We start from the raw sequence: 21,019 nt of genomic DNA on the forward strand, positions 1-21,019 counted from the left end.
GAAGAAACCCGCGGGGGCTGGGGCGGTCGGCTCCGCGACTTTAGCGCGTCTAGAGCGGTCTCCCACGTGCGTCGCGCCGCCGAGGCACCCGCGGGTGCGGATCGCGGCGACGGCCGCCGCGTCGAGGCCGGGCAGGGCGAGCAGCGCCTGCTGGGCGTCGTCACGGTCGGCGCCCGCGTCGAGGCGTACGGTGCCGTCGGCGAGGGCGGTGGCCAGGGCCCCGAGAGGGCCGTGCGGCTCGGCCTCCGCGAGGACGTGCGCGTCGGGGAAGACGTGCGTGAGGCTGCCGCAGGGGGCGTCCAGGATCTTGCCGTAGCTCCGGACGAGCCGCTCCGCCTCGTCGCGCCCCACCAGGGCCCGTACGGCGAACTCCTCCGGGTCGGCGGTGCCGGGCGAGCGCAGCCCGGGGCGGGCGGCGACCAGCGGGGCGAGCCGCGGGTCCGCGCCGAGCCGCTCGTCGACGGCGTACGGATCGGCGTCGAGGTCGAAGAGGCGCCGCAGTCTCCCGACGGCGGTGGTGAGGTCGCGGGGGTCGGTGAGGTCGAGGTGGGCGTCGAGCCAGCCGCCGGGGTGGGCGCCGGCCTTCGCCGTGCCGGCCTTCTCGTGGACGGCGACGATGCCGGTGCCGTGCGGGAGGCGCAGGGTCCGGCGGTGGACGCGCCGGCCGGGCGGGCCGGTCACCTCCTCGACGCCGGGTACGGCCTCGCGCTCCAGCAGGTCGAAGACGGCACCCGACCGGTAGGGGCCGCGGTGGGCCAGCCGTAGCGGGATCCCGGCGGTCGGCGTGGCCGGGCGCCGGGTGGTGCGGGCCGCGGCGGCGCGCAGCTCGCTGGGGGTGGCGGCGTAGATCTCCCGGATCGTGTCGTTGAACTGCCTGACGCTGGCGAAACCCGCGGCGAAGACGACGTCCGTGACCTTCAGGCCGGTGGTCTGGAGCAGGACGCGCGCGGTGTGCGCCCGCTGGGCGCGGGCCAGGGCGACCGGGCCCGCGCCCAGCTCGGCGGTGAGCTGCCGCTGCACCTGCCGGGAGCTGTAGCCGAGGCGTACGGCGAGTCCGGCGACGCCTTCCCGGTCGACGACTCCGTCCCCGATGAGCCGCATGGCCCGCCCCACGACATCGGCGCGGACGTTCCAGTCGGCGGACCCGGGAACGGCGTCCGGACGGCACCGCCGGCAGGCCCGGAACCCCGAGCCCTGCGCGGCGGCGGCCGTCATGAAGAAGCGGACGTTGCGCCGCTTCGGCGTGACCGCGGGGCAGCTGGGCCGACAGTAGATCCCGGTCGTCTCGACAGCGAAGAAGAACTCCCCGTCGAACCGACCGTCCCGACTCCGCACGGCTTCGTACCTGGTGTCTTCGTCCATCACGTGTCCCAGTCTGGGCGACGGGAACGGCCGGGGCTAGCGGAAATCAGACACAGAGCTGGGGCTATATCGGGGGACGACTGAGGATTTTGGGGGCGCGGGGAACTGCGCGACCAGCCCCCACACACCCGCAGCCGACCGACTACCTGGAACGCCCCCGCTTGGCCTCCATCGCCGCTTTCCCCACGGCTCCCCTCCGCTTCCACTCCTTACGGATCTCGGCCCGCAGCCGCGCATCGGTCTTGGCCACGATCCGCTGATTCTCTCGCTGAAGCTTCCGATAACTCTCCAGCCGCCGAGCAGCCAGCTCACCGGCGTCGATCGCACCGATCACCGCGCAACCTGGCTCACTCTCGTGCGCACAGTCATGGAACCGGCACTCGGAGGCCAGCGCCTCGATCTCGGAGAACACCTGCCCGACCCCGACCTCGGCATCCCACAGCCCCACGCCCCGCAGCCCGGGCGTGTCGATGAGCACACCCCCGCCGGGCAGGGCGAGGAGGTTGCGCGTGGTGGTCGTGTGACGCCCCTTCCCGTCCGAGTCCCGGGTCGCCTGCACCTCCATCACGTCCGCCCCGAGCAGCGCGTTGGCGAGCGTCGACTTCCCCGCCCCGGACTGCCCGAGCAGCACGGACGTCCCCCCGGAGACAAGCGCGACGACGACATCGAGCCCCTCGCCGTGCAGGGCGCTGACGGTGAGGACGGGAACACCGGGCGCCGTGGTCTCGACGTCCTGGACGAGATACGAGAGCGTCACGGGGTCCGGCACGAGGTCCGCCTTGGTCAGCACGACCAGGGGCTGGGCACCGGACTCCCAGGAGTCCGCCGCGTTATGCAGCAGTGCCTCACCGTTCGAGCTGGACATGGCGAGGGCCAGGAACCGCTCGATCCGCCCAAGGTCGAACTCGACCGCGAGTGACACACAGATGACGACGTGATCGATGTTAGTGGCCAGCACTTGGCCCTCGGAGCGCCTCGACGACGTGGACCGCACGAAGGCGGTGCGGCGCGGCAGCAGTGTCCGCACGTACAGCGGGCCGCTGCCCTCGGGATCGACGGCGACCCAGTCCCCCGTGCACACGACCTTCATCGGGTCGCGGGGGACAACGAACTCAGTGTCGGCGCGGACGGTGCCGGCCGGAGTGATGACGTCACACAGGCCACGGTCGACCCGAGTGACGCGGCCGGGCAGGAGACCCTGCGCGGCGTATGGAGCGAACTCGGCTTCCCAGCCCTCGTCCCAGCCGTAGACGGCGAGAGGGTGCGACGAAACGGAAGAAGCCGAAAGAGAAGAGGAATTCAAGGGAGACCCTTCACAAGGGCAGCCCCGGCGGCACGCGAGTGCGAGCTGTATGGAAGGTCAGCCGGAGGCTACGGAGGTGGAGTGGATGATCTTCTGGTTGCGGGCAGCGCCCATCACAGAGACAGCCATCGGTCACACCTCCCATTCCTCACTGTGTCGACAGCGACAGCCAACGGCCGCCGGAGAGAACACGCTCACGATAGTGGCGCCTGCGCTCGCGCGCCATTGATTTTCGCCCTGGGCTCAAGCCGCCCTGCACGGCCCAAGAGTTCAGGTCCGTGAGAGTGGAGCGCGGCTGGCCTGCCTGGGTCGCCGGACAGAAACTGGAGCACAGTGCCTCCAACCCTGCACGGAAGGCGCAAACTTGTGGGCGATGCCGCAGGTGATCAAGTGCTCGATCTCGCGAAACCCCACCAGCGGGAGTTCGCCAGCGCTGCCGCCACGCCAAAGGTATCGCCGATGGGTTCAAGCGACACTCCTGGAGTGTCATACACAAAGATCGCAACGTCCTCTGCGGCGCCCCGCACAACGCCGCTGCCGACCCGCCACATCCGAACGCGTGAATTCCCAACCGTCTGCCATCGATAGGCTGGCAGCGACGCATCACGGAATGCCTTCGGCACTCCCAAGTACAGCCATGCAGCCAACACAGGTTCTTCGACGCCTAGGAAAGTTGACAAATACCTGACGGTTGATCAGCGGTGACCCGTGCAACACCGAAGGGATGTCTAGTGTGGCGCCACCGCCGCGTGACATCGAAAGGTACGCCAGTGGATTCACAGAACAACGTCCGCATCGACCTCACCATCGCCGACAAAGGCAGCAAGAGGATGGATCAGACGCCGAACGACTTCAGTATCGGCGCGATTCGCCTGAGGGGCTGGCAGATTGACCGCATCGAGGCTCCTGCGAACGGATTCGACGGCGACGACACCTACCTCGTTAAGATCAACTACGAGTTGGACCTGGAACTCGGCCTTCCCCGGATGTCCTGGTTCGAGATGGCATTCGACTTCTCTTCGGCCAGCGGCCGGGTCACCGTAATCGATGCGCTGCCCCGTTCCGGAACCCTCGCGAACGTTCCCAAGTCCTATGTGCTCAACCGGTTTCTGAATCTTGTGCCCTGTGAAGACGGCGCATCCGCGCATGCCCACCTTCCGGCGATCACGGACCGGATCGATGCTTTCGGCATCGGTGGTCCAGGCGTGCGGTGGCGACACGTCTCACTGGGCGAAACCGGTGTGCAAGCAGGTTCATACGCCGCGTGGGCGGTCGTACTCGTCCCCTCCGGAGAGACTGAACTGCGCGTGGACTTCCGCGCTCGATTCGATCTGGCGGTCGGCCCGGAGATCGAGTATCTGCCCACGCAGTCACCAACCGACTTCGCACTGCGGCTCGTCGCCCCCTCGGACCCTCCGGGGCTCGTCACGCCCTCACTCACCGCCAGAGACAAGGACTGGAGCGAGGGGTCGCATCCCTCCGTCTTCATCTGCTACGCCCACGACTCGCTGCTACACAAGGACCGCGCCAGGCAGTTCGGCAACCTCCTCGCCAGAAACGGCGTCGACGTGCACATGGACCAGTGGGATGAGACCAACCGCAAGAACTGGGCATTCTGGTCACACGACCTCATCAACACAGTCGATTTCGTCGTCGTCCTCGCCTCACCCATCTGCCGTGACGCCTTCGACGGGAAACTCAAAGGCACCGACAACCCAGGCATCCGAAGCGAAGCCCTACTCATTCTGGAGAACCTCCACACGAAACGGGATGAGTGGACGTCCAAGGTGCTGCCCGTCGTTCTACCTCACGAGTTGGTGGACAACATCTCCCGAATGTTGCTCCCGTGGACCACGGATCACTACAGCATCCAGCAGCTGACCCTGGACGGCATCCAAGGCCTGCTGCGAGCGATGACCGGCGTCGCCCGGCACGCCCGGCCGCCCCTCGGGGAACTGCCGCCCAGCGTCCGCAAGCCGCTGAGCGGCACCGAGTCCTGACTGGGTGGTAGGCCGGTCAGGACTCCTCCCCCGAGACCCGGTAGTCGGGGTGATCCTCGTCGATGACGGTCGCGATGTGCAGCGGTACGGGCATCTGCGTACGGTCGTCCCAGGAAACGGCCTGCTCGCAGAGGCTGGCGGTGAGGCTCGCCAGTTGCTCAGTGGCCCATGATCCCGGGCTCACCACCACGATCTCCTTGCCCGTGTACGAGTGCCAGGGCACCGTGAGCTGCGAGGTGAGCCCGGGCGGCAGGGTCCATCGCGTGTAGAGCGCACCCCGGTCGCCGCCTTTGGCCTTGATCGACGCGGATCGTCCGGCAAAGAGCCAGCAGTCCCGGTCGCCCTCCGCGAGCCGGTACACCTTGCGTTCCGGCGCGGCGGGCTTCTTCGCATCACTCGGCATGTTCGCCTTCTCCCGACGGGTGACAGGGCGTCCGATCTCGCTGATGCCGGTGTTCAAGCGGACGACTCCGACGTCGGCGTCCTGGTCTCGCAGGGTGTCGCCGGGCAGCGGACCCTTTCCGAGTCGGGTGTTCTGCAGTCCCGGCCAGATGGTCCGGGTCTCGAGCGTGTCGACGAAGACCACCATCGGTGTGCCGTCCGGCTGCATGGCGAGCAGGTCCGCAAGTCTGGCTTCGACCACGGCACGGGTCAATTGCGCCTTCTCCCCGGTGCGCCCGAAGCGGGTGGTTCCGATGGCGCCGGCGTGGAAGTCTGCCACGCCCCGGGCGCAAGGGGCCCAGGTCTTCCGGCGGTCGCTGTACACCAGCATCCGGCAGTTCACGAGGTCGTCGGGCTCGACGTAGAGCGCCACCATGGTGAGGACCAGGGGTGTGCCCTCCTCTCCGGTCTGCTGTCTGCGGGCGTGAATGCCGACCAGCAGGACCTTCCGGGTGAGCCCGTTGGGCCGCCCGCCAGCCGCTACGGCCCCCAGCAGGCGGTCGTCCAGGATCCCCGCGGCCCGGAGCAGGTCCCGCAGGGCGGCGCGCGCGGCATGCTTCTTGGTATCGGGGCTGGGCGGGTCGGTCTTGGGCGGGAGAACGGCGGGCTCTGTGGCCAGGAACTGAGTCGGTACGCCGAAGTGGCCCAACAACCGCCTCAGATGGGGTTTGGCGTCGCGTTCAGGGCGCGGGGCGTCGGGGTGGTACTCGGTCTCCACCCAAGCGGCGACCAAGTCTTCCTCGTCTGAGGGCAGATCCAGCGACTTGAGGAAGGCAGCGCGGTTCACGGTGTCGTGGTCGAGTAGGTCCGGACAGTAGCGAGAAATGACGCCCACGCGAGCGTTGACGGAGGTGGCGGGTCCCCCTGGCTCGGGGTTCACCGGGTGTCCCGTCAACTCCGCCAGTTCGGCAAGCATCCGCTCGCGCCCTGTGGCCGTGGCATAGACACATGCGAGGGTGACCCGTCCGAAGCCACTCGGCCCGACTGCTGCGGGCGGCAGGCCGTCGGGCGCGTACTTTGTGACGCGTGGTGCCAGTCTGATCCGCTTATCGGCCTCGTAGGACAAGGGAACGAGCGAAGGCAGGATACGCACGATGTGTTCGTGCAGGCGCATCATGAACCTCGGTCCGGGTCCGCTTCCCAGGGCGTGGAACCGGCTTCTCGCCATCTGGGGCCGAATCGCGCCGGGCACCTTGGGGAGCGTGTCGGGGAACTCCAGTGCCGACAGCTGGCATGCTTCGAGGATTTTCGCGATGGCCGGGTCGAAGTAGCTGTGCCATTTGCCGGTCTCTTCGTCCTTACGGCGCCGGATCGGCAACCTCAGGATGGGTGCGTCCTCCTGCTCCCGGTCGATCCATACATTCTTCGCCCAGTCCCCTTGCGGCGAGATTCTGGACAGATGAGCGTCGAAGCACAGGACGGGGTCTTCGATGCCGACCCGGGTGGTCAGCCTCGCGGTCACCGTGTGCAGGCTGAAGGCAGTACCGGAGCGGTTGACAATGAGGTCGTCCGGGTCCCAGGCCAGCAATGCTCCCTCGGTGTCCATCGACAGGACAACAGGAGGCCTACCGTCCACGCGGAACGGTGCTGCTGCCAGTTGCCGCATCACCTGCCATTCGGCCGTGCGGAACACCCAGTTCGGCATGACGGGCACCTCTCCCGTCCGGTAGGTCACGAAGTCGGCGAAGGGGCGCGCCTGTTCGGGATCGGGCAGCAGCCCGGCGAGTTCGGCGGTTCCCTTTCCGTCGCGGACGTGCCTCTCCCAGGCCCGTACGGCGACCCTCAGCCGGTGGTCGAATGCCGAGTCGCTGGTGAGGAGCAGCATCCGGCTGCCTGCGCGCTGTTCTTCCTCGGCGAGGTCGCGTTCACCGAACAGCTTGACGGGACGGCCGGTAGCAGCGACGAGACCGGTGGCCAGAGCCGAGTAGCGCGGCTGCCGTTGCCCCTCTCTTTTCGGCAGGCTCTCCCAGGCGGCCTTGAACTCCTCGGTGAGCGGGTAGGCCGTGATGGTGCCCAGGAGGGCGCCCAAGTCCTGACGCCGGACTCGGTAGGCGAGTGTGATCAGCACAGGTCGTCTCCCCCTGCCGCCTGCTCCGCATATTCCAGGAATGCTCCGAGTGTGGTGCCGTAGTACCTCTGCATGGCGGGCAGGACTCCTTCACGCTGCCATGTGTCTCTCAACTGGAGGATGAGGGTGGCCAGATCGGTGCCGCCCTCGGAGTCGAGCAGGGCACCGTCGACCAGGTGCAAGGTCGCGTCGGTGCCGCCGCGTCGAGCCCGGCCGATGAGCTGGACGGCGCCGTTGATGATCTCCGCGACCACGCCGAGTTTGACGTCGGTGGGCTGTGCCTGGAAATAGGGCGGCCGGCGGATGATCTCGTCCAGGTACTGGCCGGCCACTCTCCGGCGTTCCGCCAGGAGTGCCTGTGGGTCGCTGGACGGACCTCGGTACTCCGTCAGTGCCCGGGCCTGGATGTGCGCGACCAGTTCCGCCGGTTCGTCGATCAGCGGAATCGGACGGACGATCAGCCAAACGGAGCCCAGCGCGGACTTGTCGCCCTCACCGATGATGTTGACTCCACGCTGCACCCTGGCCAAGGGGGCGATCAGGATGTCGGCGCCGCCGACGGCGGGGAATCCCTCCAGGCGGTCGGCCGGCAGTTCCCTCCAGCGCCCGGTGTCCACGGCCGTGTCCTGGTCGTCCGCGTAGATGCCCGGACGTACCGCCAGGCAGATGCGTGTGGAGTCGACACCGGCCGTGGACAGTCCTTCGGCCACATGCCTTGCCGCCTCGTAGGAGGTCGTGGCAAGGAGTACTCGAGCCCGGCCCGGCTCCTCTGCCCTCAGCCGTTCGAGTTCGGCCCGAAGATACGTTTCCCACATGGCCGTGGCAATCCGCTGGGTCGCTGCGGCTCGCTCGATTCCCTCGAGCCCGGAGATACGGCGCAGCCGACGGTGCTCGTCAAGGATCGGCGCGGGCAGGATTCGTACCGTGTTCGGTTTGTCGTCCGCCACCCACCACTTCGGTTCGGTGTGGATGTGGTGATGGGGTGCGCGCGGGAAGTAGGACGTGGCGGACATCCCGAGCACGATGCGGCGGACTCCTGCCTGGGCCAGGGCGGTCGTGTCGCCGAGTCGTACGGTGTACGTATGCGGGTCGCCGCCGAACGCCGCCGTCGACAGGCGCGCGGGGTCGCCTCCTGTGTCGTCGTAGTACTCGGTGAACGCGAAGACAAGTCGTCCCAGTGGCCCGGTCGGCGTGACCCGCCAGCGACCGTACGTGCCCAGCGCGTCCGCAATCGCCTGGGCGGATTCCACGCCGATGTCGACCAGTTGGGCGTTGTTGGCCATCAAGCGGTGCAGGAACAACCGGATGCGTTCGAGTATGGCTCGGCGGAGAATCCGGTTGACGACTTTGGTCCGGTCTTCCTCGGGCGCCTTCTCGACCAGTCGCCCGAGCGCGAGGCGCGCCTCAGGCAGGGACGAGCCACCGGAACCTCCGGTGACGACGGCCGCAAGATGGAGGCGGGCGTCCTCGAAGCCTTCCGGGTCGGCGCCCGGAAGCCGGTCCTCGCCAAGAAAGAGCGAGCGGAACCGAGCCAATTGCTCAGCGCTGACCTCTTCCTCGGCATCCAGGCCGAATAGCCTTGCGGTCAGCCAGCTGTCCCAGCGCCCTGGCACCATCCAGTAGCGTCCCGGCCCGCGCGGGCGCCGTCCTTTGGCCGGCGTCGTGGCACCGAGCCGTTCGTAGGTCAGATGGCTGACGTAGTTCTCGGACAGGTAGCGCAGGCCGAAATAGGCGTCACGGACACCGGCGTCGACCTCGTCCTGCAGGCGCCCGAACGCTGCCGCGAACTCCTGGTCGAACTTGCGCAAAAGGGTGTTGGTCCGTCCCGCGTGGTCGAGAACCAGGCCGCGGCCCGCGTGGTCGATCGCCGTGCTTTGGAAGACGTCGACCTCATCGATGACGACGATCTGGCATCGGCGCAGCAGCAGTTCCTCGACGGTCAGCCGATCGTCCCCGCCGTAGCCGTCCTCCACCGGCGTCTGAAGGACTCCGAGCAGCAGGTTCGCGTGCGAGGTGACGATAATGTCCGCTGTGCAGGCCTGGCGTGCGGCCCGGTAGCGTCCGCAGGTGGTCCGCCAGGGGCAGGCGACGGTTGTGCTCTTCTTGCGTCCCCGGGAAGGCTTGCGGAGCCGCGCGCAGGGTTCGCTGCCCGGCTGCCATCGGTCGACGGCATCATCGGAACCGGCGACAGCGGCGAGCGCACAGCCGTATCCGAATCGTCGCCAGATCCAGTCCGCGTCCGGGCCGTCCTCGGTGACGCGTGCTGCGGCCGTCTCGGCCACCTTGATCAAGGACCGCGGTGAGACCAGCGGAACGACGCCGCCTGCCGGTTTGACCCCGCACAGCTCCAGGGCGTGTTCGATCCCGTGGACGGCCCGCACGACATCCGCGTTGGTGGGCAGCACGAAGGCCACTGGAATGCCGCGGCGGACTGCCCAGCAGGCGAAGGTCTCGATGAGGACGACGGATTTTCCGAACCCTGTGTAGGCGAGGAGTTCGTTGAGGGTGCCCGCGGTCAGGTCCAGCCCCTGGACAGGTTCGTTCCCTCGGGAGCGGACCTGCTCGGCGAACCTGTCCACCGCCTTCTCGCGGTAGACGCTCCGGCCCCGCTTCCGCTCGCCCTTGTCGATCTGTGCCGCGATCTCCTTCAACTCGTCGAAGGGAACCCAGCGGTCGAGAAGGGCGGGAGCATCACGGACCGCGGGCATCGCTCGCTCGGGGACGATGTGGTGCGGACGGATCTCGTAGTGGAAGTCGACGAACGTCTGCTGTAGGCCGTTCGATCCCGGCACGCTGGTCGTGGTCGTGTGCGGACCTGCCTCGGCGGGCGGAAGAACGCGGTTCTTCGCCGCGTGCAGTTCGTCGAGTTCTCGCAGAAAGCCGTCGACGAAGGCGGGCAGTGGCATACCGGGATCGACCGCGATCCGGCTCGGTCCGTCCTCTTCGTCGTCGACCGCGCTGCAGCCGGGGATCTCTCCGTCGCGGAGCAGACTGTCGAGAATCGAGCCGGCCGCCTCCGCGTTGGCCATCTGATTCGGGCGTCGGCGCAGCAGCTTGGTAAACCTGCGCGCGTCCGTGTCGGAGAGGTCGCGCCAGCCAGACCAGTCCGAGATGTGGCCGTCCAGTACGAACAGGACGTCATCGCGGGTGGTCGTACGTCTGAAACCGCCACTGTCCTCGATGTGAAAGAAACTGGCTGCCAGCCCGATCGCGGCCCCCATCATGCGGGGGAAGACCTTCTCGGACCCGTTTGCGGGAATGCTCATGCCGTCCTCAGCGCTCGTCGTACTTCAGTGCAGAACCTCGTCTCGGTGGTGACCTGGAGAGACGGCATGGCGGTCTGTAGAATGCCGAGTTGGTGTTCGTGTGTCTTCGGGAGAAGGACGCGGGCCCTGGGCGCCTTCGCACGGAGATCCGCGATCAGCCGATATACCGAACGGTATTCCTTGAGATCGATTCTGAACTCCTTGTCCCCGGCCCGGACATGCAGGTCGTAGCGGTCCAGTTCGGGCCAGAGTTCGACCGTGGCTCCGAGCTTCTCCAGCCTCTGCTTGACTCGGAGTTCGCTCGCTCCTGGCACCACGACGAACCGCCAGACACCGAACTCCAGACAGCGGGAGTCGGCCGCCGGCCGGGCCATGGGTCGAGCCACGCTCGGGCCTTCGTCGATCTGACGCAGCGTGGGCCGGGAGGTTGCAGCTCTGCCCTCGGTCAGTTGATACACGGAGGCATGGGGGCGGTACCGACAGCGCACAGTGGTACCGGCCACCCCCATCGGCCAACGGCAGACGGGACACGGCCACCACCATGTCTCCCCGTCGGACGATCGGTGGAGGTGATCGGCGGGAATGTCGGTGTATCCCCTTCGGGGAGGGCGTACGCCGGTCTCGCTGATCAGGTCACTCAGTTCGACGAGGGAACCTGCGGGGTGCTCGATGAGGAAGCTCCGCGAGGCGACGTAACTCTCCTGGCCGTTGCCTTCGATCAGCGCGATGAACGTATCGCTGCGGATCTGGTCTGCCCGCATCCAGGTCCAGCTTGGCATCCACTGCGCGGAGTCGGACGGGCCGCCGACCGGAAGCGCGTATTCGCTTGCCAAGTCGTACGCGTCAGCGGTGAGCCGGTCGTCGCGGTCGAGGAGCACAACCTGTGCGATCGCCTCATCCGCGCCGGTGGCGAGGGCCGGCAGCAGGCCGAGGCGCTGCCGCAGACAGGCGACGAGGTCGAGCGGAGTCGTCGGCCCACGGCCGGGCCCGTGGGCTTCCATGACCACGCCGGTCATTTTCGCGACCTCCCGCATGGCGTCCTGGCGAGTGCGCCGAACTGTCCACGCGTAGGCGGCACGCAGCGCGGCCGCCACCACTCGATGAGCGCGCTCGCCCTGGTCGTCCCACGCTCCGGTCAGCCACTGGGTCATGTATCGGTCCTCCTCACCGCATCGGGGCACCAGCGGGTGAACGGGCAGTCCTTGCAAGCCTCGCCCGCTTTGGTCGGGAAGCGAGTGTCGGTGTGCCACGGGGCGACGTACTTCTTCAGGACGCCTCGTGCGTGGGCAATCACGTCCGGGGCAGCCGCCTCGAGGTCGGTCACGACCGGGCCGCTGCCGGTCAGCCGTTCCAGTTCCACCGCGCAGGACCCGCCCCCCGGCAGCGCTTCCGCGTCGGCCAGCAGTACGGCCAGGGCCAGCTGGGGATACTCCGCCAGCAGGTCTTCCTTGCTCGGCGTCTTGACGGTCTTCGTCTCGCGCAAGGTCCATCGGTCGCCGACGCGGTAGAGCAGGTCGGTCTTGGCGATGACGACGACATCGGCATCGGGGTCGTACACCACGACCGGCCGCTCCGGGTGGACCTCGGCATCGTCGGGCCCGTCCCGCAGGGGGCAAACGAGGGCATGGTCACCGATCATCTGCACGCCGAGCCGGACCTGGGGCCCGGTCAACGCCCATCCTTCGCCCTGCCAGGCCTCCGCCGAACCAGGGGTGTCGTCCGGTTCGCAGGGCTGCGGGGGCGTACGGCGGTGTCGGTTCTCGATCCACTCGTGCACGGCCTTTCCACGTACGACTGCTTCGCTGTCCTCGACCGCGCTCTCCCTGGGCAGGAACAGGTCCTCCAAGTGGGCGCGGGCCGGGCACTTGCAATAGGTGCGTCCTGTCGTCATTGACCAGGAGCGACGGGGCACGTCGGAACCGCTGATGCCGAGCAGTCCCGGACGGGACGGGACCTCGGGACAGGTCGCGACGGCGTCGCACCTGCCGCAGCTCTTCCCAGGACGGTAGGAGCCTCCCGCGATCATTCTGTCGATGCGTGCCTCGACGCCGGAGTCGTAGCAGGCGTACGCCTGCTCGGGTGTTCCTTCGAACAGGAGTCGGCAGGAGGCATCAGCGCAGCCGATCTCCACGAGCCGCACCAGACGGGGCTCTTCGGAGCTCCCGAGCCTGAGGTGGTTCTTCTCCCATCTCGAACTCAGGACGGGCAGCCCGCCGGCCAGGACCCCCACGGCCATCGCGATCTCGGCCTCGTCCCGTGGATGGTCCGTCACCGATCCCTTGCGCACGACGCGCAGTTCACGGATGCCGTGCCCCGCGTAGCGCCGGTCGGTCACCATCTCCTCGTACCACTCGGGGTCGGTGGGTTTCTGTGCGCCTCGTTGCCGCGCCCACAGGCGCGATACAGGTTCGAGGGATACGGCATGCGGCACTCCGGTCGGAACGGGTATCCGCTCGGAAGCGGCGAGGTAGCTGCTGACAGCGTGCTCGGTCCATTGGGCAAGGCCAGGATGGACGGGGCGCTCGGAGGCGGTTCTCCATTCGGCCAGGGCGTCTCGCATGGACAACGACTTGAACTCGATGAGATCCAGTACATCGTGCAGCGGACCGAGCGCCCATGCGGTCAAGGTCCGGCCCGACTTGACGGAGCGGCTCGGACGGGGTGCTCCCGGGCGTATCTTCATCGCCAACTGCTGAGGACATACCCTTTCACTGTTCCGAACATTTTCCGGACGGATTCGCACAACGCCTCCGGCCTCGAATACATCCCCCCTTGCAGGTGCTTCAGAAACCTTACTCGGTTCTCCAGAAATCACACTACCCTCCCCAATCGGAGTGCCGTATCGTACCCTTCTCCCGGCGCCCTCCGTGGACTGCCGGAATTCTGGCGCGACCGAAGGATCTTGGGGGATCAGGATGAAGTTGCACGGACTCTTCGTAGGTATTGACTACTACGACGCGGAGTATGATCGCTTGCGGTACGCAAAGCGAGACGCCGCAGCACTCGGTGCCCTTTTCGCCGACAACCTCGACGGGAAGGCGACCTTACTCCTTGATGGCGATGCCACCAAGGAAAAATTTGTGACAGAAATGCGGCGCATCGCCGAGGCCAGTAACGACGAAGAGCTCGTCGTGGTCGCCTTCTCCGGTCATGGCATCACCGGCGGCGCCCTGGCCATGCACGACACCCAGCCGGACAGGCCGACCGAGACCTCCTTGTCACTGGACGAACTCGCCGACCTGACCCGTGAAATCCGGGCACGCGCCCTGCTCCTGGTCCTGGACTGCTGCTTCTCGGGGCATGCCGCGGATAAAGTTCTGCACCTCCCGCACGACGGCTACACGAGTCGAAATGCTTCCGTCTCGGCACATCACAGACTGAGCCAGCTGCGCCGCGACGGACAGGTAGTCATCGCTGCTTCCGGCAGGGACCAGGAAGCCTTCGAGGAGCAGAGTTTCCGCCATGGGTTGCTGACCCACTACTTGATCCAGGGATTGCGCGGCGATCCTGAAGCCGTCGACGAAGGAAAGGTGTACATCCTCAAACTGGCCCACTATGTGTCCAAGAACGTCAGTTCACACAGAAAGGGCCTTCCTCAAAGAACTCAGGATCCGATCTTCGGCGGGAATCTCTCCAATTTCAGTCTCCGCATCTTCACTCCAGGTCCGCGCTATCTCTCGACCGCTGACGCCCATAGGCCAAAGCCGGCGACCGCGGACATCTCATCCCTCGCGGAATACAGGATTCCGCCTCCCGTCGTGGAAGCGTGGCGTGGTCCCTTCGGGAAGCTCAACCAGCTACAGATCGACGCCATCAACGAGGGCGCCCTCCTGGAAGGGATGAACGTCCTGGTCAGCGCGCCTACCTCGGCAGGAAAGACCATGGTGGGCGAACTGAGCGCCATGCGGGCCGTGTCCGAGGGAAAGAACGCGGTCTTCCTGCTCCCCACCCGCGCCCTGGTGAACGAACAGTACGAGAGGTTCAAGCGCGTCTATGGGCCACTCGGGATCCGAGTGATCCGCGCCACCGGTGAACTGCGCGACCACCAACCCGACTTGCTCGGTGGACGATTCGAACTCGCCGTTCTCACCTACGAGAAGTTCATCGGCCTGGTACCCAAACGCCCAGATCTGCTCGGCACAGGCGTCCTGGTCGTCGACGAGATCCAGTCCCTCATGCTGCCGGAGCGTGGGCCTCTGCTGGAAACCCTGCTCACCTGGCTGAGAGTCCGTGACCGCACCTCCGACACGCCTCAGATCGTGGGACTTTCCGCAGTTCTCGGCAAGCCGCACGAACTCGCCCGGTGGCTCCGCGCGAACCTTGTGGCAACCACTCACCGGGATGTCCCCCTCCTCGAAGGCGTTCTCGGCCCGGACGGTCGCTACCGATACCGGGACCAAGAGGGAAACGAGTCGAGCGAGCAATTGCTGGAGCCCGGGGATGCTGCGGAGTCCGCCACGGACGATGCGCTGGTGATGCGCCTCGTGAACAAGCTCGTTACGAAAGGGCAGCAGATCATCGTTTTCCGGGCCAAGCGCAGCCAGGCCCGCATTCTGGCCCGAAACCTTGCCCGCACGCTCGGTCTGCCCTCCGCGGTCGCCACACTCGAAGCACTGCCCGGCGGGGACGGGGGGCGGACGACAGACGAACTGCGCAGGTGTCTGGAGGGTGGTGTGGCCTTCCACATCGCCGACCTGACGACCGAGGAACGACGTGTGCTGGAGCTGTCCTTCGGAAGCTACGAGAGCGAAGTGCGCGTGCTCGTGGCCACGACGACTCTGGCACAGGGCATCAATCTGCCGGCGGATACCGTTGTCGTCTGCGAGTTGGAGCACCCGACTTCGGACAATCGGTCCTACTCCGTGTCCGAGTACAAGAACATGGCCGGGCGAGCGGGCCGTACCGGCCGAGTGCAGCAAGGGCGCGCCGTACTCCTGGCCCGGGGTACCGCCGACGCCGAACAAAAGTGGCTGCGGTACATCGATGCGCAGCCCGAGGACGTGCGGTCGGCGTTGCTGGAACCCTCCACCGATGTGCGCGCCGTACTCCTCTCCGCTCTCGCCGTACCCGCTGTCCTCGGAGGCCACCGCTCGGGAGCGGACGTCGAACGGTTCATGGCGGCCACCTTCGCCTCCCACCAGTTCAGGGCTGACGGCTCTCCGGCCCCCTTCCCACCCGCCGAGATCCGGCGAATGGTGAGTCAGCTGGTCACCGCGGGTTTCCTCAAGGGAACTCCGAACGGACCGGACGAGCTGCCGAGCGGGCTCGCCTTGACGGACCTCGGAAGCTTGGCGGTCCGGAGCGGGCTCGGCCTCGATTCCGTCGCGGCGGTGACGGAGGCCCTGGCAGCCGTGCCGGCGGACTCCATCAACTGTGCCACGCTCATCTGCGCCACCCAGCTGACGACCGAGTTGGACGACGTCCGGTTCAACCGGATCGGCCGAGTCCCGTACCAGGAACACGCCCGCCTCGCCAGGAGGCTGCGGGAACACCGGGTTGCCGAACCGATCCTCTCCCGACTCATGGGCGCGCCGTCCAGGAGTGGCGTCGGCCTGGGCCACGCACGACGGAGCCTCGCCTGCCTGATGTGGACGGAGGGGGTCAAGCTCGGAGACATCGAACGAGCGATCAGCGATCAGCAGACGCTCACGAGACGAGAGTCTCCCGGTCCGGTCCAGCACGCGGCGCAGCGGGCGGCCGACGTACTGGCGACAGTCGTCGAGATCGCCTTCCACGTCCACCCGTCCGCCGACCTCGGCGTCCTGCCCGATGTCCTGCCCGCCCAACTCGAACTGGGCATCGTCGCAGGTCTGGTACCCATCGCCTGGCACACAGCAGTCCCTCTGCTCAGGTCTGTCTACCTCAGCCTCGCCCGGGCGGGGCTGACCTCGCCCGCGGACATCCTCGCAGCCGATCCCGAGTTGCTGCTCGACTGCGTCGGCGGTCGTCCCGAGCAACGTCGCCTGGTGCGGGAGGCCGCGGTGGCCGCGCAGAAAGAGGCCGATGAGGGCGGTATGCGGGATCGGTTCCCGTCTTAGGGCAACTGACTTCTGGTAGGGCACGGGCCAGGATCCATGAAGAGACCTGGCCCGTCGCCGGAGACCATTCCTGTGGGTCCTGGGACACGAACTCTGATCACCACTCGTGGAAGCGCCGGCGCCGGTCCCAACTTCGTCGCATCCAGGGGACCGACTCGAAGGGTTCGAGAGGCTGGCCACCGCTTCCTCCGCCAGGCGCTCAAGTACCGCGTCTACGCGTCGTCGAGCGGTACGCGCGTCGCGGTCGAGCAGTGCCGCGATACGAGCCAACCGTTGTCCGAATCGCTCGGCACCAGAGTCGTCCAGAGCGAGCGCCCGCCTGCCGAGTGGGGCCATCTCCGGGGGCAGTGCGCCGATCAGCTCCAGCAAGCAAGCCCTGAGCTTGGAGCGCTGTACTGCCGAATCATCAGCAGGAGTGACCCCGGCAATACGGCGCAGGGCATGACCGGCACGGTTCAAAGCGGCGGAGTCCTCGATGCCGAAGCCCTTACGAAGGGCTTTGAGTTCTGCGAGCACCTCGGCCGTCGTCGGCCGGGGCTCCGGCCCGGGAAGACTCCGTGCCATGTCAGGAAGCCAGGCGGACACGCGCTTCACCGAGCATGACTGGTTCGAGCCCGCCGTACAGGGCGTCGGCCTGCGCCCACAGTTCGGCAGCCTCTTGCCGACGCCCCAACGCCTGACGAATGTTGCCGAGACCGGTCAGGGAGCGTGCCTTTTCATACCGGCTTCCACAGCTCTCGGCCAGAACCACGGCTTCCTCGTAGTCGACACCGGCAGCCTCGTAGTCACCTGATCGATATTTGGCCCATGCTGCGCAGTTCACCGACATCACAACGTCCAGTTCAAGTCCCAGGGCGCTGAATTCTACCCGAGCCTCCTGCGCGTGTTCCACTGCGGCAGGACAGAGATCCAGCTCTGCTTCCAGCAGCGCGATCCCACGCAACGCAATAGCAGCGTTGCGCCTGTTCCCCATCCGTCGGTAGTGTTTCATAGCCGTGTGCAGACCATCCAGGGATTTTCTGTACTCACCCAGATAGAGTTCCGTCCAGGCGAAGTTCGAGATGGTGTTGACGACACCTTCTTCGTCACCCAGGTCTTGATACAAGGTCAAAGACTGCCGGAAGTATTGCCCGGCCATGGTCAGATCTCCTCGGTCCGCATGAGCGACACCAAGGTTGCCCAAAGTGATGGCCAGCCATGCGCGAGCACCCGCAGTCCTGGCCGATTCGACCGCCGCCAGATGGGTCTCGATCCATGGACCCCACAGTTTCGCCAGGAAGAAGAATTCACGCAACACAAACGCCAACTGCCAACACAGCGAGGGGAACCCTTGCGCGGCGGCCATACGGCACAGCGCCACAAGGCAGCGCCACTGCGATTCGAGCCATCCGATCGCCGCCGCGCGGTCGCTGAACGGATCCGCCCTCGGAGGGAAGTCATCAAGGACGACAGGCGGTCGATAGCGCTGGGGGGTGAGTAGTTTGTCCGCGACCACGGCAACGCGCAGACTGTGCTCAAGCAGCCGCCTAACAGCGTTGTGCCGTTCCTCAACCGTCATATGCAGAGAGAGCAGACGCAGAGCGAACTGACGTACAAGATCATGCATGGCGATGCGATCGGAGGACTCGTAGGCCACGAGATGTACATCCGCAAGGCTGTCCAGCAGCATTGCGGCGCGAGTCCGATCGGTATCCGCCAGTGCTGCGACACTGCGCAGGTCGGCGCTCGGTCCGGGGTGCAGTGCCAACAACGCGAGCAGCCGTTGCTGTTCAGCGGCCAATCCGCGACAGGACACCGACAGTACCGCGTTGACGCTGCGGTCCCCGTCATCCAGTAGCTCGAGCCGGTGAGCCTCGTCCGACAGCATCTCTTCGAGTTCTGACACAGTGCGTGCCGGACCGCCGCGGAATCTGGCGGCAGCGATACGCACCGCCAGCGGCAGCCGGCCGCAGTGCTCGACCACCGCGCGGACGACATGGTCTGCCGCGTGCTCCGCCCGTTCCCCTCCGACCACGCGGAACAACGCGTCGGCCTCTGCGCTGCTCAGTATTCCGACAGACAGGTGTACTGCGTCATCAAGAGCACTCAGACGCCTCCGGCTGGTGACAAGGAATCTGCAGCCGGGCTCAGCTGAAAGCAGCGGAGCGACGTCCGACGCGCTACGGACATTGTCAAGGACGAACAGCAGCCGCTTGCCTCTGAGTCGACTTCGCCAGAGATTGGCCATCGCGTCCGGACGGGACGGTATGTCCTCATTGCGCACGCCAAGCAATCTGAGCAACGAAACAAGAACATCGCGCGAACTACCGAATGATTCTTCCCCGAAGTCGAAGAAGAAGCATCCATCAGGGAAGGAATCCGCTGCTTCCCAAGCTCCTCGTAGAGCCAGGGTGGTCTTTCCCACTCCGGCCATACCACTGACCGCACACACCGTGGTTCCGAAATCGCCTGTGAGATAGTCGGCGATGCGAGCCAGTTCCGCGGAACGCCCCACAAAGTGGGAAGGCAGGCTGGGAAGGCCAACAGTAGCCCCCATCTTGCTGCGCCTCGCCGCCCTCGGTCCTTCACCACTGACGAGTGCCAACAATTCTCCGTTCGCCGCCAAAGCATCGTCGCAGACCTTGGCGAACTTATGGGATGCCGCCGTCAGGCCCCTCTCCACTTTGCTCAGATAGCCCTTGCTGCAGAAGATCACCTTGGAGAAGGAGATCAGGCTGAGCCCACGCTCGCAACGCCTACGTCGAAGTTCGCTGCCGAAATCGCGAGAGACCTCGTTCACGCTCCCCGGTACCTCCTCAGCATCTTCACGGCGCAGACCGCCCCGATGGAATCAGCATCCCCCAGACCGGTCCTGGTTGTTAGCCGTTTACTGTTTCCAGCGAGAATAGGAAACAGGAAACCACGGGGGCCCATCTCAACTGCCCCCGCAGGCTCATCCCATGCCGTAAAGCGTCTCCAGGTCGACGAGTTGGACACAAGGGTCCGCCTGTGCGGCCGCGTACGCCTTGTCGTTGAAGCCTGCGCCGCTGAGACACATGAGCCGAGTACCGGTGGTGTCGTAGCGTCCGGCTTGGGCGATGAGATCGCGGATGTGCTGAAGGCGCTCGATGTGGGCGATGCCCATGGTGTCGCGCCACTTGGCCTCACCGATGGCCAGGAGCGGAGGCTTGGAGCCATCGGCAATGCCGATGACCGCCACATCCACCTCATGTCCGACGCGAGCCTTGGGATCGTGCACCACGCCGTGTCCGACCCGGGCGGGCAGACCGCCGATCAGTTCCGGGTCGGCGTGATGCAGCGCCCAGTCCCGGCAGACCTGTTCGAAGTGAGGGCCGAGGACGTTACTCGTGAAGCGGCGACGACTGGCCTGCCAGACCCGGGCCGCGCTGCCGGGGCGTTCCAACTGGTCCCAGACCGGTCGCATGATGGCGTGATAGAAGCCGATCAGTGGTTCGGCAATGCGGTAGGTGGGACGGTTGTCGCGGAAGACGTCGGCATCCCGGTGCAGCAGGCCGGCGTCTTCGAGGACGTTGATGGGATGCGCGATGTCGGTGGCCTTGCGCTCCAGGTACCCGGCCATACCTCCGCGGGTGGCATTGCCGTCTGCGACTGCAGCCAGCACGGAGAGGTACAGGGCGGTGTCCCGCAGGTCGGGCTCCTCCGCGAGCAGATAGCGGGCCTCACGGAACAGAGGGGTCTCTGGGTTGAGGACGGTCCGGACGACCCAGTCGTCGAAGTCCTCGGCTCCGTTCGGGGTGTCACCACGGGCAAATTCCCGTCGATACGCAGGTGTCCCGCCCACGATCGCGTTCACCTGCACGGCCAGGCGCGGGTCTGTGATGTTCCAGAATTCGGCGGCCAAGCGATGGTCGAGCGGGCGGACGACCAGCTCCAGCCCTGCCCGGCCTCGCAGGGGGGCATTGCCGGACAGCAACCTGCCCATGAACGACAGCGCTGAGCCGCACAGCAGTAGCCGGGTGCGCGAACCGCTGCGCTGGTCACGCAAAGTCCGCAACGCCTCCTGGATGATCGAGGGGAGCTCCGCATTCGCCTTGGCAAGGTACGGGAACTCGTCGATCACCACAGGCACGGGCCGCGCCGCTCCCAGCGCGAGGAGCGCGTCGACGGCCTCGGCCCAGTCGGAGAAGTGGTACGGACTGGCAGGGCGCACATGCGCGGTGAGCGCAGCGCTGATACGCCGTAGAGACTCGGCATCGGTGGCTTCTGTCGCCCCGAAGTAGAACCCTCCCGTTGCACGGCAGGCCGCGTCGAGCAAGAAGGTCTTGCCCTGTCGGCGCCGTCCGGAGACCACCCCGAGCGTCGCGCCGGGCTGTTCATCCTCGATGAACCGGGTCAATGCCGACCATTCGTAGTCGCGGTCGAACATCTCGACGGGCTTGTCCATGCCTCTTCGACTCCCAGACAATAGAACTACACATCTATAAACTGTACCTCTATATCATGGCGACGCCTGTGGAGTCCGGGTTGTGGCGGGTGAACGGCAAGCCGGAAGGCGCATGCTCACCCGCGGTGCCCCGATC

General features: G+C 66.4%; 10 protein-coding genes. 2 read left to right on the forward strand and 8 right to left on the reverse strand.

Translation table 11 applies throughout. The features are described from left to right. Together ABZ896_RS37475 and rsgA are read right to left on the reverse strand one after the other, a co-directional pair. Positions 1-1,362 (reverse strand): AlkA N-terminal domain-containing protein (locus ABZ896_RS37475; RefSeq protein ID WP_360939209.1); only part of this gene is annotated, 1,362 nt, incomplete at its 3' end. Positions 1,363-1,504: 142 nt separating this feature from the next. Further along, complete coding sequence (gene rsgA, locus ABZ896_RS37480) at positions 1,505-2,665, reverse strand: ribosome small subunit-dependent GTPase A (protein ID WP_360939187.1); 1,161 nt, start codon at positions 2,663-2,665, stop codon at positions 1,505-1,507. A 770-nt stretch (positions 2,666-3,435) separates the two neighbouring features. Here rsgA and ABZ896_RS37485 point away from each other — a divergent pair. Beyond that, positions 3,436-4,665: a toll/interleukin-1 receptor domain-containing protein gene (locus ABZ896_RS37485; protein WP_360939189.1), complete on the forward strand. Its 1,230-nt coding sequence runs from the start codon at positions 3,436-3,438 to the stop codon at positions 4,663-4,665. Positions 4,666-4,681: 16 nt separating this feature from the next. On the opposite strand, the gene ABZ896_RS37490 is transcribed toward ABZ896_RS37485, so the two are convergent. The 4 genes from ABZ896_RS37490 to ABZ896_RS37505 are packed head-to-tail and all read right to left on the reverse strand — an operon-like array spanning position 4,682 to position 13,123. Beyond that, positions 4,682-7,174, reverse strand: coding sequence for an RNaseH domain-containing protein (locus tag ABZ896_RS37490; RefSeq protein WP_360939191.1), 2,493 nt, complete (start codon positions 7,172-7,174; stop codon positions 4,682-4,684). Continuing rightward, positions 7,168-10,440, reverse strand: a complete 3,273-nt coding sequence (locus ABZ896_RS37495; RefSeq protein WP_360939193.1) for a hypothetical protein — start codon at positions 10,438-10,440, stop codon at positions 7,168-7,170. Before ABZ896_RS37495 ends, ABZ896_RS37490 begins: the two co-directional genes overlap by 7 nt. Continuing rightward, on the reverse strand, positions 10,437-11,591 hold the full coding sequence (locus tag ABZ896_RS37500; protein WP_360939195.1) for a hypothetical protein: 1,155 nt from the start codon (positions 11,589-11,591) through the stop codon (positions 10,437-10,439). The genes ABZ896_RS37495 and ABZ896_RS37500 overlap by 4 nt, the downstream gene beginning before the upstream one ends. Continuing rightward, positions 11,588-13,123, reverse strand: coding sequence for a PD-(D/E)XK nuclease family protein (locus tag ABZ896_RS37505; protein ID WP_360939197.1), 1,536 nt, complete (start codon positions 13,121-13,123; stop codon positions 11,588-11,590). The genes ABZ896_RS37500 and ABZ896_RS37505 overlap by 4 nt, the downstream gene beginning before the upstream one ends. Positions 13,124-13,355: 232 nt before the next feature. On the opposite strand from ABZ896_RS37505, the gene ABZ896_RS37510 reads away from it, so the two are divergent. Next, positions 13,356-16,478, forward strand: coding sequence for a DEAD/DEAH box helicase (locus tag ABZ896_RS37510; protein ID WP_360939199.1), 3,123 nt, complete (start codon positions 13,356-13,358; stop codon positions 16,476-16,478). Between the two features lie 565 nt (positions 16,479-17,043). On the opposite strand, the gene ABZ896_RS37515 is transcribed toward ABZ896_RS37510, so the two are convergent. After that, positions 17,044-19,257, reverse strand: coding sequence for a tetratricopeptide repeat protein (locus ABZ896_RS37515; RefSeq protein WP_360939201.1), 2,214 nt, complete (start codon positions 19,255-19,257; stop codon positions 17,044-17,046). A 153-nt stretch (positions 19,258-19,410) separates the two neighbouring features. Beyond that, the gene (locus ABZ896_RS37520) at positions 19,411-20,883 is read right to left on the reverse strand and encodes an ATP-binding protein (RefSeq protein ID WP_360939203.1); all 1,473 of its coding nucleotides are present in this window, start codon (positions 20,881-20,883) and stop codon (positions 19,411-19,413) included. Positions 20,884-21,019 lie beyond the last annotated feature (136 nt).

The sequence above is a fragment of the Streptomyces sp. NPDC047072 genome, assembly GCF_040643855.1.
Lineage (GTDB): Bacteria > Actinomycetota > Actinomycetes > Streptomycetales > Streptomycetaceae > Streptomyces.